The organism is Vibrio sp. TRT 21S02 (genome assembly GCF_050113675.1).
Lineage (GTDB): Bacteria > Pseudomonadota > Gammaproteobacteria > Enterobacterales > Vibrionaceae > Vibrio.
The window spans coordinates 17,235-34,457 of the sequence record NZ_JBNJOI010000026.1 but is presented as its reverse complement, the minus strand read 5'-3'; the positions used below and the strand labels follow the sequence as shown (position 1 = coordinate 34,457).

The following is a 17,223-nucleotide window of genomic DNA, read 5'->3' as shown; positions in this document are numbered from 1 at the left end:
AGATGCTTTAGCGGATATCGCAGATGAACCAGCGGCGGTAGAGTCTGAGTCAGCGCCAGAGCCTATCGAAACAGAGCCGGCGATTGAACTGGATGATTTAGAGCTGCCGGAGTACAGCGAAGAAGATGCTTTAGCGGATATCGCAGATGAACCAGCGGCGGTAGAGTCTGAGTCAGCGCCAGAGCCTATCGAAACAGAGCAAGCGATTGAACTGGATGAGTTAGAGCTACCGGAGTACAGCGAAGAGGATGCTTTAGCAGATATCGCAGATGAAGCAGCAGAAGTAGAGTCTGAATCAGCGCCGGAGTCTATCGAAACAGAGTCGGCGATTGAACTGGATGAATTAGAGCTGCCGGAATACAGCGAAGAAGATGCTTTAGCAGATATCGCAGATGAACCAGCAGAAGCTGAGCTAGCGCCAGAGCCTGTCGAGACAGAGCAAGTATCACAAGTTGAATCGGAGCGTCTCGCGCCAACATCTGATGTGTATAACGAACAAGAGTTTAATGAGTTACTGGCAGAAAACTCTTCTTCATCAACAGACTTTAACTTTGATGCTCCAATGGATAGTCATACTGTAGATAGTGCAGGTATGGATATCGATGCAATGCTCGAAGTTGGCGGTGAAGACTGGAATGGCTTTAATTTATCGCCAGAGCAGCAAGCTCAAATTACCGATGATATTCCTGAGGATGAGCAAGGTGTTTGGGATAGTAATAATACTCCTGAACAAGCAGAGGTTGACGAAGAAAATTGGGAAGAGCAAGAAAACCTTGCTGAATTTGATCCAAAAGAGAATAACTATAGAACAATTGATGAGCTAATGGCTGAAGTGGATCAAGAAGAGCTCAAGCAAAATCTTGATGATGAAGAGTTAAACTTAGATGTTGGTTTAAATGACTTCCCAGACGTGATTGGTGATATTGATGATTTTGATGTTGACGCAAATGCTGAAGCTGCTGGAAAGTTAGACTTGGCGAAGATATACATCGAAATGAATGACAATGAAGGTGCGATCAAGCTGTTAGAGGAAGCCATCGTAGATGGCAAAGATGAGATTCGCAGAGAAGCAAAAAACCTGATAGATACAATTCGAGGTCGATGACCAAGAGTTAAATCGTAAGGGGGGCTATTGCCCCCCTTATTTTTTTACAAGAGAAGTTATATACTTCCCGCCCCATTTTCCACAGAGAAGAGTTCAATGAGAATTGCTTTATGCGTTGAATACAATGGCACAAATTATTATGGCTGGCAGCGGCAAAAAGAAGTCAAAAGTGTCCAAGAATCGCTGGAAAAAGCACTAAGTATTGTTGCTAATCATCCGGTTGAAGTTCAGTGCGCAGGGCGAACTGATGCTGGTGTGCATGGTACTGGACAAGTGGTGCATTTTGACACCACCGCAAGTCGGAAAATGGTGGCTTGGACAATGGGTGCCAATGCAAATCTTCCAAGTGATATTGCTGTTCGTTGGGCTAAACAAGTGCCGGATGAGTTTCATGCACGATTCTCAGCAACGGCTCGCCGCTATCGCTATATCATTTTCAACAGTGCCTTGAGGCCTGGTATTCTTGGTTCAGGTGTCAGTCATTATCACGGTGAACTGAATGAGAAAGCGATGCATGAAGCTGGGCAGTTCCTATTAGGTGAGAATGACTTCACGTCTTTCAGAGCGGTTCATTGCCAGTCCCGTAGCCCGTGGCGTAACATAATGCACTTAGATGTTACACGCCATGGTCAATATGTTGTGATTGATATCAAAGCGAATGCATTTGTACATCACATGGTACGTAATATCACTGGCAGTTTAATTGCTGTCGGTAGAGGTGAGCAAAAGCCAGAGTGGATTCAATGGCTGCTAGAAGTAAAAGATCGAAAGCTTGCTGGAGCTACCGCGAAAGCGGAAGGTTTGTATTTAGTTGATGTGGATTACCCGCAAGAATACTCATTACCAAGAGTACCTATCGGGCCATTATTTTTACCGGATGAACTGAACTAAACGTGTTTGATTTGTTCTAATAAATCAGACTGTTAGTGTGTGAGAGGCTAGTGCAGGAAATAGGTACAACCAGTTTTTTGTCTACACTTGGCATTTTCTATGCTTTAATCCTTTCGCGTAAATTTAGAATTTGTATCTTTCGCATTGCGCGGGAGAGTTAAGAGAAAAGGTCTTCCATGAGTTGGCTTGAAAAGATTTTAGAAAAAAGCAACATTGTTAGTTCTCGTAAAGCTTCTATTCCAGAAGGTGTTTGGACTAAATGTACTTCGTGTGAACAAGTACTTTATCATGCTGAGTTAGAGCGTAACTTAGAAGTGTGTCCTAAATGTGACCACCATATGCGAATGAAAGCTCGTCGTCGTCTAGAAACTTTCTTAGACGAAGATAATCGAGTTGAACTAGCTAATGATCTTGAACCGCAAGATAAGTTGAAGTTCCGTGACTCGAAGAAGTACAAAGATCGTATTTCTGCTGCACAGAAGAACAGTGGCGAAAAAGATGCGCTTGTTGTGATGAAAGGTGAATTATTAGGTATGCCTTTAGTCGCTTGTGCGTTTGAGTTTACTTTCATGGGTGGCTCAATGGGCTCTGTCGTCGGTGCTCGTTTTGTTCGTGCTGTTGAAGCTGCAATTGAAAATAACTGCGGATTAGTTTGTTTCTCTGCAAGTGGCGGCGCTCGTATGCAAGAAGCGCTGATGTCTTTGATGCAAATGGCAAAAACCAGTGCGGCATTAGAACGTTTGTCTGAAAAAGGCTTACCTTTCATCTCAGTGATGACGGACCCAACAATGGGTGGTGTTTCTGCGAGTCTTGCAATGCTTGGTGATGTCAACATCGGTGAGCCGAAAGCATTGATCGGTTTTGCTGGACGTCGCGTTATCGAACAAACGGTACGTGAAGATTTACCTGAAGGTTTCCAGCGCAGTGAATTCTTACTAGAGCATGGTGCGATTGATATGATTGTTGATCGTCGTGAAATGCGTCAACGTGTTGGTAGCTTAATTGCAAAACTGACCAACAACACTTCACCTTTGGTGGTTTCTGTCAATGATTCACCAAATGAAGAAGACTACACTGTACCAGAAGTGACAGAAAAAGGTTAAAGTAGACCCTAACAGATAACCACAACTTTGGTTTTAGTTAGATGAGTCAAAACCCAGTCCCTCAAGCCACATCCTCTTTAGCGGTGTGGCTTGATTATTTATCAAGCATTCATACTTCTTCAATCGATCTTGGCTTAGAGCGCGTTCAAGCGGTCGCTGAGAAAGCAAAACTTACCAAACCTGCTCAAACCGTCATTACCGTTGCTGGCACTAATGGCAAAGGTTCGACATGCGCTTTAATGGAAGCCATCTTACTCGATGCTGGCTATTCCGTTGGTGTATACAGCTCTCCCCACCTTATTCGTTACAATGAGCGTGTTCGCATTAATGGTGAAGATTTAGTTGATAAAAAGCATGTAGAAGCTTTTTCTTATATCGAGCAGCAACGCGAAGATATCTCCCTAAGTTTTTTTGAATTCGGTACATTAGCGGCATTACGTGCATTCCAAACAGAAAATGTTGATGTTGTGTTGCTTGAAGTGGGGCTTGGTGGTCGATTGGATGCGACCAATGTTGTGGACCACGATGTGTCAGTGATAACTAGTCTGGCTGTCGATCATGTTGATTGGCTAGGTGATGATATCAATGTTATTGGCTTTGAGAAGGCAGGTATTTTTCGCTCAGATAAACCAGCGATTTGTGGACAACCGAAACCGCCAGCAACCGTTGCTGCCCATGCGGATGATATTGGAGCTGATTTTTTCCAAGTTGGAATTCAGTTCGACTATAAATTGATTGACGCTGATCTATGGGAATGGCGCAGTGGTCCATACTTATTAGAAGAGTTACCTGTACCCGCGTTACCTCTCCCTAATGCAGCAACAGCATTGATGGCGTTAGGATGTGCAGGCTTAGATCTTAGTGATGTAAACATTGTAAATGGTTTAAAAAACGCAAAGCTTCCAGGTCGCATGCAAGTTATTGATACTCAGCCAACCATACTACTTGATGTTGCGCACAACCCTCACTCTGCAGAGTATTTGGTGAAGCGTATTCAATCCCAGTATCTGGACAAAACCATCCATATGGTGGTTGCAATGCTTCATGATAAAGATATTGAAGCGACATTAAAGGCTCTCTCAGATCTATCACCTACTTGGTATCCTGCTTCTTTGACGGGGCCGAGAGCGGCAAGCGCTCAAGAACTGACCAAGTTCTTACCGGCTGGCGTCTCAGAATATCAAAATCCAGTAGAAGCCTTTGAAAGCGCGATGACAAAAGTCGGCGAACAGGATGTAATAATTGTTGTAGGTTCATTCCATACTGTCGGAGAAGTGTTAGAGCACTGGCAGAACAAAGGAGATTAAATGGCAAGTAAATTTCAAAACCGTTTAGTTGGTACCATTATTTTGGTTGCGGTTGGGGTCATCGTATTGCCAGATGTATTGGATGGTAAGAAGACCCACTATAAAGAAGAGATTGCCAGCATCCCGATTAAGCCTGAACTGGATAGCGACATCGAGTCGTTTGAAGTGTTTGAGCCTGAAGATGATAGTGCAAGTTTACCTGACTCCCCAGTTGAGGTTGTGGTTGAACCCCAACCTGAGCCAAAAGAGGAGCCAGTTAAAGAGGTTAAGCCTACCGTGGTTGAGCCCAAGCCTTTACCGGTGAAGGTCAAGCCAGTTCCGGAGAAAAATGAGTATCAAGATAGCGGTTGGATTATCCAATTGATGGCTCTAAAAAATGCGGAGAATGCACAAAGTGTTGTCAAGGATCTACAAAAACGCGGCTATCAGGCTCATAGCAAAATAGAAAATGGGTTTACTCGAATAATCATTGGTCCGGATGTATCCAAGAGCAAGCTTGAGCGTCAGATTATTGAACTGGAAAAAATTACCGGTTCAAAAGGTCGATTGCTTAAATTTAAACCACTAAATCCTTAAGAAAACGTTTGCGTCAGCATTTTTTCTGTTAAAATGCGCGCCAACTTAAGATGTGAATTTTCATGAATTGGTTAGATATTGTCATTTTAAGTGTGATCGGCCTATCGGCTTTGATCAGTTTAGTCCGTGGTTTCGCTAAGGAAGCCTTGTCGTTGGTTATCTGGTTTGGTGCTTTTTTTGTCGCTAGCCAATACTACGCTAAATTAGCTGTGTATTTCTCCAACATACAAGATGACCTCATTCGAAACGGTGCGGCGATTGCAGCCTTGTTTGTTGCTACGCTAATTGTGGGAGCCATTGTAAATCACGTGATTGCCCAATTAGTTCAAAAAACAGGTCTTTCAGGAACCGATCGTGTATTAGGAATCGTATTTGGTGCCTTACGTGGTGTCCTGATTGTATCGGCTGCATTGTTTTTTATGGATGCGTTTACATCGTTTCCAGATTCAGAGTGGTGGAGAGGATCGCAATTGGTTCCAGAATTTAGTCGAATCATTGCGCCATTCTTCGAGCACTTGCAAGCAACATCTAGTTTCTTATCTGGCGCGTTATAACGCGCCAGTCATTGTCGCAAATCGAGGGTTAGGACATGTGTGGTATTGTTGGAATCGTGGGCGCAACGCCTGTAAATCAGTCTATCTATGACGCATTGACTGTCTTGCAGCATCGTGGCCAAGATGCCGCGGGTATTTGTACCATAGAAAGCAATCGTTTTCGTCTAAGAAAGGCGAACGGTCTAGTGAAGGATGTGTTTGAAGCAAAACACATGCAAAGGCTGCAAGGGAATGTCGGTATTGGTCATGTTCGTTACCCAACCGCTGGTAGTTCAAGTGCCTCTGAAGCACAGCCTTTCTACGTGAACTCTCCTTTTGGTATCAGCTTGGCTCACAACGGTAACCTGACAAATGCGGCTGAAATTCGTGAAAAACTGTTTGAGAAAGATCGCCGTCACATCAATACAACATCTGATTCTGAAGTCTTGTTGAATGTGTTAGCGCATGAAATTGATACGGTAAAAGGCAACGTGAATTCTGATGATGTGTTTCGTGCAGTGACGAATGTACATCGTACTATTCGCGGAGCGTACGCGGTAACAGCCATGATTATTGGTCATGGTATGGTTGCTTTTCGTGATCCTAATGGTATTCGCCCTCTATGCCTTGGTAAGCGTGAAGTTGCTGGACGCACGGAATATATGGTGGCTTCTGAGTCCGTTGCTTTGGATGCTGTTGGTTTTGATTTTGTCCGTGATGTTGCTCCAGGTGAAGCCATCTATGCCACTTTTGACGGTGAACTGTATACCAAGCAATGCGCTGATAATCCATCTCTCAATCCTTGTATTTTTGAATTTGTTTACTTTGCACGTCCTGATTCGTTTATCGATAAAATTTCGGTTTATAGCGCTCGTGTTGAAATGGGTAAAAAGTTAGGCGACCGCATTCGTGACGAATACGCTGATTTAGATATCGATGTTGTTATCCCAATTCCTGAAACGTCGTGCGATATTGCGCTGCAAATCGCTCAAGCGATTGATAAGCCATACCGTCAGGGTTTTGTGAAGAACCGTTATGTTGGCCGTACGTTTATCATGCCGGGTCAGCAGCAACGTAAGAAATCAGTACGTCGTAAACTCAATGCCATTCGTTCAGAGTTTAAAGATAAAAATGTTTTGCTAGTGGATGACTCTATTGTTCGCGGTACGACATCAGAACAGATTGTAGAGATGGCTCGTGACTCTGGAGCTAAGAAAGTATTTATGGTGTCAGCTGCGCCGGAAATCCGTTTCCCGAATGTGTATGGTATTGATATGCCGAGCGCGCATGAACTGATTGCTCACGGTCGAGATAACGATGCTATCTGTAAACAGATTGGTGCTGATGAGCTTATCTTCCAAACATTAGAAGATTTAGTGAGTGCAGTAGGGCAAGGGAATAGCGACATTAAGGTATTTGAAACGTCGGTATTTAGTGGTGAATATGTTACTGGTGATATCGACCAGAAGTATTTAGATTTCTTGGAGTCACTACGCGGCGATGATGCGAAAACTCAACGAGAGATCCAACAAGACCTAGCAAACCTAGAATTGCATAATGAAGGTGCATAGGCGTTGATAAAAAGGCTTCCAATTGGAAGCCTTTTTTAATGTCCTAACGTTTGAACTGACTCAGCATAAACATCATTGTTGCACTAATAACAACCGAAGGGCCTGCTGGAGTGTCAAAATGCCATGAAAGGCTGAGCCCGCACAATACAGCGAGTGCACCTATGGCTGAAGCTAATGCGGCCATTTGTTCGGGGGTTCTTGCAAAGCGTCTTGCCGTTGCTGCCGGGATAATGAGCAATGATGTCATGATCAGGGCTCCTACAAACTTCATTCCTACGGCGATAACAACACCCACCATAAGCATCAATAATAACCGCATTAAATCGACATTATGACCATCAACAGCGGCGAGCTCTTCATTGACAGTAGTTGATAGCAATGGGCGCCAGAAAGCCATTAGTACGAGGGAAACGCAGGCGACACCGGAATAGATGAATATAAGATCAGATGATGAAACAGCGAGTAAATCACCAAATAAATAGCTCATCAAATCGATACGGACATTATCGAGGAAGCTAACCGCCACCAAACCAATAGAGAGTGAGCTATGGGCGAGTATGCCTAATAAGGTGTCTGTTGCGACCAGTTTTTGTTTTTGCAACGTGACCAATAAAACGGCAAGCGCTAAACAACAGATTAATAAAGCAAGGTACAAGTTAATATCAAACAAGAACCCTAATGCTAAGCCCATTAAAGAAGCATGAGCAAGAGTGTCGCCAAAGTATGCCATTTTGCGCCAAACAACAAAGGAACCAAGTGGCCCGGCGATAAGAGCAATGCCGAGGCCGGCAAAAATAGACGGTAATAAAAACTCAATCATGATGATGGTGACCGTGGGTGTGATGAGCACAGTTTTCTGCGTCCCCAGAAACGGGTTGCCCAGATAGATCGTGATGATGGTGATCGTGTTGGTGATGATATAACGCTAAGGTTTCTTGGCGTGTGTTGCCAAATAAAGCAATGTACTTAGGGTGCTGTGTAATTGCTGCAGGAGAACCTGAGCAACAAACATGATGGTGTAGGCATATCACATCGTCAGTTTTCGCCATAACCAGATGAAGATCATGTGAAACCATAAATACACCACAATTAAATCTATGGCGAAGAGTATCAATCAGATCATAGAGATCAATTTGACCTTGAACATCCACACCTTGTGCTGGTTCATCCAAAACAAGCAGATCAGGCCTGCGAAGTAGCGCTCTAGACAGCAAGACTCGTTGGTTTTCACCACCAGAGAGTGAGTGCATATTTGCATCTAGTAAATGTTCAGCCCCAACAAGCTTAAGGGCATCAAGTAATTCCTGTTTACTGAATCGCCCCGCTAAACAAAGAAAGCGGCGCACACTGAGAGGCAGCGAGTCATTTAACTTCAGCTTTTGTGGAACATAACCAATTTTTAGTCCCTTTGATTTTTTGAGAGTGCCTGTGTATTGGGTTTGTAAGCCAAGTAATACTTTTACGAGAGTAGACTTACCTGCACCATTGGGGCCAATTAGTGTAGTGATTTCACCACGTTTAATGGTTAAGGAGACGTTTTCAAGAACCGCTCGGTCATCAAATTGGACACCGATCTGGTTCAACTCGACTAAGGTCGACATGAATGGAACTCATTTGCAATTCTGTATTGTTATAATGTAACATTCGTTCCACTTCAAAGCCATCAGAAATCATTGGGTAAATTATGAAACGTTATGTTTTTTTGCTGGTATCGCTACTGATCACTTCTGTTAGCGTACAGGCAAAAGAAATTTTGACGAGTATTAAGCCAATTCAACTTATTACTTGGGAAATCACAAAAGGTGTCAGCCAGCCAGACGTATTACTGGGTAACAACACATCGCCACATGACTATGCATTGAAGCCTTCAGATGTTAAGCGCCTTAAGAAGGCGGATTTGGTTATTTGGTTTGGTCAGGATTTAGAGCCATTTTTGACTAAGGTTTTGGAACAACAACCGACCGTACTGACTCTAAGCTCAATTAAAGGTTTGGCATTGCGTGAGTATGAAGGTGGGCATCACGAGCATGAAGGTCATCATCATGGCAGTCATGACCCCCATTTTTGGCTAGGGAAACGAACAACCCTACAAGTGGCGCTTGCGATTAGTGAAAAACTTGCACAAGTGGACCCTGACAATGCAGCTAAGTATCAAGCGAACTTTGCTGAGTTTGAGCAAAATATTAAGCAAGTTTCACTAGAGATTGAACAACGTCTTCAACCAGTTGAAGAAAAAGGTTACTACGTATTTCACGATGCATACGGATATTTTGAACAAGATTATCAGTTAAACCACTTAGGGCATTTTACCGTGAGTCCAGATCGTAAGCCTGGTGCAAAGACACTGATTCAGATCCGTAAGTCACTAGCAAATAATGATACTAAGTGTGTATTCAGTGAACCACAGTTTACGCCTGCTGTTATCAAGTCTGTTACTCGTGGGAGCAATGTAAATGTTGGCATTCTAGATCCAGTAGCCAGTGATATCACTATCCAAGACGGTGCCTACTTCCAGTTCTTAACCGATTTGTCTAAACGATTTGCTGAGTGTCTTGCTAATTAAAAAGCATCACAAGAGGGAGTTGTACACACGCTCTCTCTCATTGTGATCTCACCTTTAATTCCTCCATTCCCTACATCTAATTACTTGTTAATAAACTAGAATCTAAGATAATTCAAAAACAAAAATATTTATTTTTATTGATTGCTTAGCTGTTAGGAAATAACTGGTGTTTAGATACCTATGCTTTCTGTTGCTTGCCGTATCACTCAATGTGCAAGCAGTGGATGATTCCCCGTCCGTTTTTTACCCTTTGCCGACTCAGGCTCAGGGCAAAGTTTTTGCGGCTAAGCAACTGTTTCTTGCCAATGATGGCGGCTTGTGGATGCAAGATGTTCGTAACCAAGTCCTATTCTATGATGGACAGAATATTGCACCGAAATCAGGCTCAGTTCTCAAGTACGATCAAGAGAAGATCGCTTATCTCGACAACGCATTCTGGTCCTTTGTCGACAATGAAATATACAAAACAATCCCAAATCACGAGCGCGAGCTTGTTTTTAGCCTGATGCCGGGCATTGAAATTAAAAATATCGGTGCATCCAAACGGTATATTTGGGTTTCAGACGAAACCAATTTTTATACTTATCAGATTGATACAGGAGAATTCCATAGCTATTCGCTGATGGAGCTATATCAATATACTCAATCCAGTAAGATCAGTATTAACGATGCTCAGTTAATCCTATCAAAATGGGTTTTAGCCACCAACGCAGGCGTTTACCTCTCGGAAGGTGGGCACTTTAGTCATATCCCTAGCTCGGGTAAAACCTATGTGGAAAAACTGTATTTTTCTGATAAACGCCGTGAGCTAATCGTTGGTTCACGGGAAGGGGCGTTGATTTTTGATATACAGAATTCTGTTGAGCCCGTTGCTCATGTTGCGACATCTCATGTGTTATCCATTGCTGAAACCGATAGAGAGTATTGGATTGGTACGAAGAGAGGCTTGTTTATTTACTCGTTCATGACCGGGGAAATTTCTAGGTTAAATAGCCGTAACTTACCTGGTTATACCCTATCGGGGGGGAAAATTTACTCTTTGGTGAATGACCATGTTGGCGGAATATGGCTAGCAACAGACCGAGGAATTCGTTATGCCTCGTTGTTTGGTGACAAGTTTAAGCGATTCTCAACTCAGTTTATGGCACAGGGGATACGTAATGAGAACATGCAGGAAATTATCAAACGCTCAAAACAAGATGCGTATTGGCTAGGCTCAAATAAAGGTGTTTACAGTGTTACTTTAGATCGATCAATACGATATCAGCAGTACTATCAAGGTAAGGTTCATGAGTTAAGGGAAAGCCATGGGCAACTTTGGCTTGCTACAGACAACGGATTACGCTGTTTAGATGCTGTAACTGGCAAGAACACCAGCCATATGTTGCCTGAGATCGTGAAACAGTCCGCGGTTGAGCATGTTGACATTAGCGAAGATGGTTTGCTCTGGGGAGGAAATAGACATCAGCTTTGGAGTTTTGATTTAAACACGAAAGAGTATACCGATTATGGTAGTGACTGGCTGTTAAGTAATCAATCGAACGTTAGAATTTCTGAAATAAAAGCCTTTAACAACAATATGTTGGCAATAGGTACGGATCATGGTATCTACCTTGTTCGAGATGGCAAGGTGCGTTATATCGCTGATACTCATCGTTATGGACAAGTTGCTAGCCTAGTGGATGTCGATGGGGAGTATGTGTGGGCTGCAAGTAGCTACGGTTTGTTCCGTGTGGATCTGTTCCAAGATGTAGTTCAGAAGCTACCGCTTGCAGATGACTACGTTACTCCCAAGTGTTTGCTCAGCAATTCTGATGGTGTATGGCTGGCAACTTCATCAGGGTTGTCTCGCTATACTTCCCAAGGTTCATTAGAAGGCGAATTTGGCCCACCTTTTGGTTTGATTAACAACGAGTTCCTTACGGATATTTGCACTAATGGTGGAGATAAAGGGCAAGATCTAGTGTTTGGCTCTCGATTTGGCTTAATCAAAGTCGATTCTCCAGAGTTGTTGACCAGTTCACTTCCTGACACTCGGGTGATATTGAGTCAGGTTAAAGTGAACCGAAAGCTCATATCATTAGGCGCCTCAATCGTAGATAAACCAAGTTTTGCGTATGGTGATTCGATTGGTTTTCAGTTTGGTGTTATTCCTCAGGTCAGTAATCTAAGTCTTGAATATCGATTGAATGGTGACGATAGCTGGCGCGTGTTAGACGGCTTTCAGTTGACCGTTGACCATTTGATGCCGGGTGACTATCAATTGGCTGTGCGCCGCATCATTAATGATCGGGAACGAAGTCAGGAAAATACATTCTATTTTCAGGTGCTTGAACCTTGGTATTTTACCTCTTATGCCATCGTGACTTATGTGTTGTTGGTGGTGACGGCTTTGGCCGGGGTAGTCTATTGGCGTTCGCGTATTATGGCTCGAACCAATAAGGTCTTGAAAGCCCAAGTAGCGCTTAAAACAAATCAGTTGAGGCACCAAAGTCGTATCCTCGTATCCAATAACCATCAGCTACGAAAGCAATTACAGGTGCGTCGGATCATCTTTAGCCAAGTCGTGCAGCAACTCAAAGATAAGTTGAACAAGACAGCGAATAACCTTCAAGGTGACGAGCAACTAGAACGCCAAAAATTAGTGAGGAGCCTTTCTAGTGAGCTAGAAATGTTATTGAATGTTCATACTGACAATAAAGGAATCTCCCCGCTTTATAATTTAGGTCTCGTTGTCTCTTCAGTGCTATCTGGCTGGGAAGAAGAGTTTACCAAGATGGGCTTGAGTGTTGAAACTGACATCGGTCAGCATTCCAATCTCTATATCGTTCTTGATTATTTTAATCTTGATGAAGTGTTTAGCATTCTCTTTGACAGTTTAATTAAGCGTAGCTACAGAAATCAGATTGTTACGATAACAATTCAAGCTGTTGATGAACGAGTACGGCTATCTATGTTGGACCAAGGCAATAAGATTGATAGTAGTGCCACAGGGCCTATTAATTGGACGGAGTTACGTACTTTGGTAGAGCAAAGTGGTGGCGAAATGAATTTACATACGTCTGATGAAAGGAACTTGATTGAGTTAAGTTGGGTATGCAGAAAAGTATTTGATGAATCGTCTGTTGTCGATGCAATTGAACCATCAGAGCAAGAGGAATCGATATCAACGGATCCTTGGATTGAAAAATTAGAGCAGTTAGTGCATCAACATTATTCCGATTCTGAGTTTGGTACTTCGCAGGCTGCGAAATTAATGTATGTCTCGGAGCGCAGTTTACAAAGGCGTTTTAAATCATCGATGTCACGAACATTTAAAGATTATCTTAATGAAGTTCGGTTAGATTACGCTTGTCGCCGTCTCCTTGCAGGAGAAAAAGTGTCTGAGGTGGCATTTGAGTGTGGTTTTAATGACCCTTCCTACTTTAGCCAACGTTTTAAGCATCGTTTCGGTGTTTCCCCTTCGCAATTTGTCGAAGCTCAAGAAAGTGATGATACCTATTTAGTTTAAGATAGGTGTCATTCATGATAATCCTTACAGTAAACACAAGCTCAACGTTCATTGGAGCATAGTAGCTTGATTAATTCCGATAAGTACCTGAATTGATTCTCTTCAAGTTGATATGAGCGAGTAGCACCTACTTGCTAGCATTTCTTTTTGTTCTATTTCGTTGAAGGTTCATCGTGTCCACTATTGTGGTTCAGAACTACAGAGCTTCTGTAATAGGTGGTCACCTGTATCCACATACGAGACGCGTCTAGATCAAGGATATGAGTTGAGCAGAACCAATTTGGGGTAAAGGCTGAAGGTTTTAAGAAAGATAATTGAAAGGTAAGAAAAAAAATATCGTGGTATAGCCGGGGGACTATACCACGGGTGTCAATGACACCTTCGCTTGCTGCCGGAGTGGTGCGGGCGCACCACCTCTGGAATTCATTTGTCGGTTAGGAGCATTTCCCTCTCGACGTGGTTAACTATACGACCCTTGACTTATTTTACTTATAAAATTAACGCCATTGTGTCATAAGAAATGCGACAAGTTATCTAACTATCTGATTAATTTAAATTATTTTTGATTATTTTATGTTTTGGTAAGGAGGTTTGTTGAATCGAAATAATGGAGCTTGAATGGTTTTAACGTTTTTTACGTATCGATTTTTAACGAAAGTGACATCTCATAATTGCAAATATTGATTTTGAACAAGACTGAGGCCTTCACCAAGGAGTATTATGTTAAGTGTGAATAAAAACATTTCTCATTACTACTACAAATACACTTATTATGAAGTTATCAGAATTACAGCAAGGTCAAGAAGCGGTGATCACTGGGTACAGTGAGCTCTCCCAAGATGTCAGAAAGAAACTTATGGTGATGGGACTATTGCCAAATACCAAAGTTAACTTGGTTCGTCGAGCTCCAATGGGTGACCCACTACAAGTTGAAGCAAGAGGTGTATCAATGGCAGTACGTAATAGTATTGCCAGTGCCATCAATGTTGAGGTGCAAGCGTAATGCAGTACAATATTTTAACTGTTGGTAACCCAAACTCTGGTAAAACAACCTTATTCAATGGTTTGACAGGTGCAAAGCAGCAAGTCGGTAACTGGGCTGGTGTCACTGTTGAAAAGAAAACGGGTCGCTATAGTCACTCTGGGGATGACTTTCTTCTTACAGACTTGCCTGGTATTTATGCGCTTGATAGTGGTAATGATGGCAACAGTATCGATGAATCCATTGCTGCTCGTGCCGTTTTAACGCACTCAGCGGATTTAATTATTAATGTTGTTGACGCAACATGCTTAGAACGCAGTCTGTACATGACGCTTCAGCTGCGCGAGCTCGGCAGACCGATGGTGGTTGTGCTGAACAAAATGGACGCCTTAAAGAGAGAGCGTCAAAACATTGATTTAAAAGCATTAGAAAAGATGCTGGGGTGTCCGGTATTTTCACTGTCTGCTAACAGTAAAGGCCAAGTGGTTCGTTTCAAAGAGAAGTTACACAAGACGTTGGTTCAAGGTGTTGCTTTAAAAGAAATGAACTTAACCTACGGCCAGGCATTTGAAGAAGCCATTGATAAAGTCGAGGGTGTTTTCGCAAACCAAGACGTATCTGCAAGGGCTCTTGCGATACGAGCGCTTGAGAATGACTTACTGGTGATCAACCCTTTACCAGAATCTGAGCGTGAGCTAATTCGTTCAAGTCAGCAGCAACTGGATCTGGATATTGATTTGCATGTCGCGGATTCTAAATACACGTTTTTACATGAAAGCTGTAAGTCAATCCGTCGCAGCGAAGGTAAGCTTAGCCGAAGCTTTACTGAAAAAGTCGATCAGTTCGTTTTAAATAAGTGGATCGGTGTTCCTTTCTTCTTCTTAGTGATGTACTTGATGTTTATGTTCTCAATTAACATCGGTAGTGCATTTATTGACTTCTTTGATATTGGTGTTGGTGCCTTATTGGTTGATGGTGGTCACTATCTTCTTGATGATCATCTCCCTGTTTGGCTCGTAACTCTTATTGCTGACGGTGTTGGCGGTGGTATTCAAACCGTTGCGACCTTTATTCCTGTCATTGCCTGCTTATATCTTTTCCTTGCGGTACTTGAAAGTTCTGGTTACATGTCCCGTGCTGCGTTTGTACTGGATAAAGTGATGCAGAAAATAGGGCTACCTGGTAAAGCGTTTGTTCCTTTAGTTCTTGGTTTTGGTTGTAACGTACCGGCTATTATGGCGACGCGTACGTTGGATCAAGAGCGCGAACGTAAACTAGCAGCGTCAATGGCACCGTTCATGTCTTGTGGTGCACGCCTTCCTGTGTATGCACTTTTTGCAGCAGCTTTCTTTCCTGAAAGTGGGCAAAATGTCGTATTTGCCTTATACCTTCTAGGGATCGCAGCAGCAGTATTTACTGGCTTAGTTCTAAAAAGTACCCTTTACCCGGGTGCAAGCGACAGCTTAGTGATGGAAATGCCAGATTACGAGTTGCCAACGATGCAAAACGTAATGATCAAAACTTGGCAGAAACTAAAGCGGTTTGTTCTTGGTGCCGGGAAAACAATCGTGGTGGTGGTTACGATTCTTAGCTTCTTGAACTCAGTGGGCACGGATGGTTCTTTTGGTAACGAAGACAGTGAAAATTCTGTGTTATCAAAGGCTGCTCAAGTCGTGACGCCAGTTTTTGAACCGATTGGTGTAGAAGCTGATAACTGGCCAGCGACGGTAGGTATTATTACGGGTATTTTCGCCAAAGAAGCTGTTGTTGGTACGTTAAACAACTTGTACACCAGCGTAGAAGGGGAAGATGCCGAGTTTGATCTGCTTGCTAGTCTTGAAGAAGCAGTAATGACAATTCCTGAAAACTTATCTGGTTTGAGTTATGGCGATCCTTTGGGTATTGAAGTCGGTGACCTAACTGATGCGAATGGTGTTGCTGAAGAACAAGAAGTCGATGCTTCTATCTTTGGAAATATTAAAGCGCACTTCGCTTCGGGTAACGCTGCATTTGCTTACTTAATCTTTATCTTGCTATACACCCCATGTGTTGCAGCGATGGGTGCGTACGTAAGAGAGTTTGGCCAGAAATATGCTCGCTTCATCGCCGTATGGACGATGGGCTTAGCGTATGGTAGTGCGGCGTTATATAACCAAATTACCCATTTTTCAGAGTCGCCTGTGAGTAGCTCGATTTGGATCGTGAGCATTATTGTGGTGAGTTTCATTATTTTCCGCATGTTGAAAGTGGCTGGCAAAAAACAACAAGTCGCTTTTGAGGCAACAACAGCATGATTTTGTCAGAGTTGAAGCAATATATCACTGATCACGGTATGGCTACGCGGGTAGAACTTGCGAAGAAATATGCGTTAAGCGAAGATGGTGTGGATGCGATGCTCGCAATATGGATTCGCAAAAATGTTATCTCGCGTACTGAAGATACGAATGCACAGCAGAAAGTAACCCGAGTACGCTACGCTCTCAACCGAAATGATGCATTGTCACTGAATGTGACTTTATAAGAACATCGTTTTTATTTGGAAAAGCCGCTCATTAGAGCGGCTTTTTTATGATTAAGCTTTGGTAAATAGTGAACTTAATGACAAGACGTTGCCAATGCGAGTCTGCAGTTGATGTTGCTCATCTGCTGTTCTGAATTCACCTTTTGTATTCCCCCATACTGGTCTAGGCCAAGCCACATCGTCTTGGAAGCGGGCGATATGGTGAATGTGAAGCTGTGGAACCATATTACCTAGAGCGCCAAGATTTAGTTTATCTGGCTGGAAGGTCGCTTCTAGAGCTTGGCTTACAGCTTGAGATTCTAACAAGAATTGTTGTTGCTCTTGCATAGGCAAATGATGCAGCTCTTTTAGATTGGCACGCTGAGGGACTAAGATGACCCAAGGCACTGCATTGTCTTTATGCAGCAGTGCTACACACAATGGGAAGTGGCCGATGATGGAAGTATCTTTTGCCAATTGAGGGTGCAGTTCAAAACTCATTATCATTTTCCATTTTTGCATTGAATGAAGTCAGTATACGCCATATAAAACAAAAGGTTGACGCTTTCACGCCAACCTTT

At 42.9% G+C, this 17,223-nt stretch carries 15 protein-coding genes; 12 read left to right on the top strand and 3 right to left on the bottom strand.

Going from position 1 to position 17,223, the window contains the following annotated elements; translation table 11 throughout:
- The 7 genes from ACQEXU_RS20495 to purF form a co-directional block, all read left to right on the top strand.
- A partial coding sequence (locus tag ACQEXU_RS20495) for a FimV/HubP family polar landmark protein (RefSeq protein ID WP_427012119.1) occupies positions 1-1,105 on the top strand: 1,105 nt, incomplete at its 5' end.
- Between the two features lie 96 nt (positions 1,106-1,201).
- Positions 1,202-1,996, top strand: coding sequence for a tRNA pseudouridine(38-40) synthase TruA (gene truA / locus ACQEXU_RS20490; RefSeq protein ID WP_427012118.1), 795 nt, complete (start codon positions 1,202-1,204; stop codon positions 1,994-1,996).
- Between the two features lie 176 nt (positions 1,997-2,172).
- A complete protein-coding gene (accD, locus tag ACQEXU_RS20485) occupies positions 2,173-3,099 on the top strand; it encodes an acetyl-CoA carboxylase, carboxyltransferase subunit beta (protein ID WP_367986918.1) in 927 nt (308 codons plus the stop codon).
- Between the two features lie 41 nt (positions 3,100-3,140).
- Positions 3,141-4,406 carry a bifunctional tetrahydrofolate synthase/dihydrofolate synthase gene (gene folC, locus ACQEXU_RS20480; RefSeq protein WP_427012117.1) on the top strand — a complete coding sequence of 422 codons (1,266 nt, stop codon included), beginning with the start codon at positions 3,141-3,143 and terminating at the stop codon, positions 4,404-4,406.
- Positions 4,407-4,982 carry an SPOR domain-containing protein gene (locus ACQEXU_RS20475; protein WP_427012116.1) on the top strand — a complete coding sequence of 192 codons (576 nt, stop codon included), beginning with the start codon at positions 4,407-4,409 and terminating at the stop codon, positions 4,980-4,982. It begins immediately after the preceding gene.
- A 62-nt stretch (positions 4,983-5,044) separates the two neighbouring features.
- A complete protein-coding gene (locus tag ACQEXU_RS20470) occupies positions 5,045-5,536 on the top strand; it encodes a CvpA family protein (protein WP_427012115.1) in 492 nt (163 codons plus the stop codon).
- 35 nt (positions 5,537-5,571) lie between these two features.
- A complete protein-coding gene (gene purF, locus ACQEXU_RS20465; protein ID WP_367986914.1) occupies positions 5,572-7,086 on the top strand; it encodes an amidophosphoribosyltransferase in 1,515 nt (504 codons plus the stop codon).
- Positions 7,087-7,129: 43 nt separating this feature from the next.
- On the opposite strand, the gene znuB is transcribed toward purF, so the two are convergent.
- Positions 7,130-7,906, bottom strand: coding sequence for a zinc ABC transporter permease subunit ZnuB (gene znuB / locus ACQEXU_RS20460; RefSeq protein ID WP_427012120.1), 777 nt, complete (start codon positions 7,904-7,906; stop codon positions 7,130-7,132).
- Positions 7,899-8,687: a zinc ABC transporter ATP-binding protein ZnuC gene (gene znuC / locus ACQEXU_RS20455; protein ID WP_427012114.1), complete on the bottom strand. Its 789-nt coding sequence runs from the start codon at positions 8,685-8,687 to the stop codon at positions 7,899-7,901. The genes znuB and znuC overlap by 8 nt, the downstream gene beginning before the upstream one ends.
- Positions 8,688-8,770: 83 nt before the next feature.
- Here znuC and znuA point away from each other — a divergent pair, with 83 nt between their 5' ends.
- The 5 genes from znuA (at position 8,771) to ACQEXU_RS20430 (ending at position 16,663) form a co-directional block, all read left to right on the top strand.
- On the top strand, positions 8,771-9,649 hold the full coding sequence (znuA, locus tag ACQEXU_RS20450; protein ID WP_427012113.1) for a zinc ABC transporter substrate-binding protein ZnuA: 879 nt from the start codon (positions 8,771-8,773) through the stop codon (positions 9,647-9,649).
- A 166-nt stretch (positions 9,650-9,815) separates the two neighbouring features.
- Positions 9,816-13,160 (top strand): helix-turn-helix domain-containing protein, encoded by a 3,345-nt coding sequence (locus tag ACQEXU_RS20445; protein WP_427012112.1) that lies wholly within the window; start codon positions 9,816-9,818, stop codon positions 13,158-13,160.
- A gap of 772 nt (positions 13,161-13,932) precedes the next feature.
- Entirely contained in the window at positions 13,933-14,163 is a 231-nt protein-coding gene (locus ACQEXU_RS20440) for a FeoA family protein (RefSeq protein WP_427012111.1), read from the top strand.
- Positions 14,163-16,436, top strand: coding sequence for a Fe(2+) transporter permease subunit FeoB (feoB, locus tag ACQEXU_RS20435; RefSeq protein WP_427012110.1), 2,274 nt, complete (start codon positions 14,163-14,165; stop codon positions 16,434-16,436). The genes ACQEXU_RS20440 and feoB overlap by 1 nt, the downstream gene beginning before the upstream one ends.
- Positions 16,433-16,663: a FeoC-like transcriptional regulator gene (locus ACQEXU_RS20430; protein ID WP_427012109.1), complete on the top strand. Its 231-nt coding sequence runs from the start codon at positions 16,433-16,435 to the stop codon at positions 16,661-16,663. Before feoB ends, ACQEXU_RS20430 begins: the two co-directional genes overlap by 4 nt.
- A gap of 51 nt (positions 16,664-16,714) precedes the next feature.
- Here the strand turns inward: ACQEXU_RS20430 and ACQEXU_RS20425 are convergent, their stop codons facing one another.
- Positions 16,715-17,143 (bottom strand): HIT family protein, encoded by a 429-nt coding sequence (locus ACQEXU_RS20425; RefSeq protein WP_427012108.1) that lies wholly within the window; start codon positions 17,141-17,143, stop codon positions 16,715-16,717.
- Positions 17,144-17,223 lie beyond the last annotated feature (80 nt).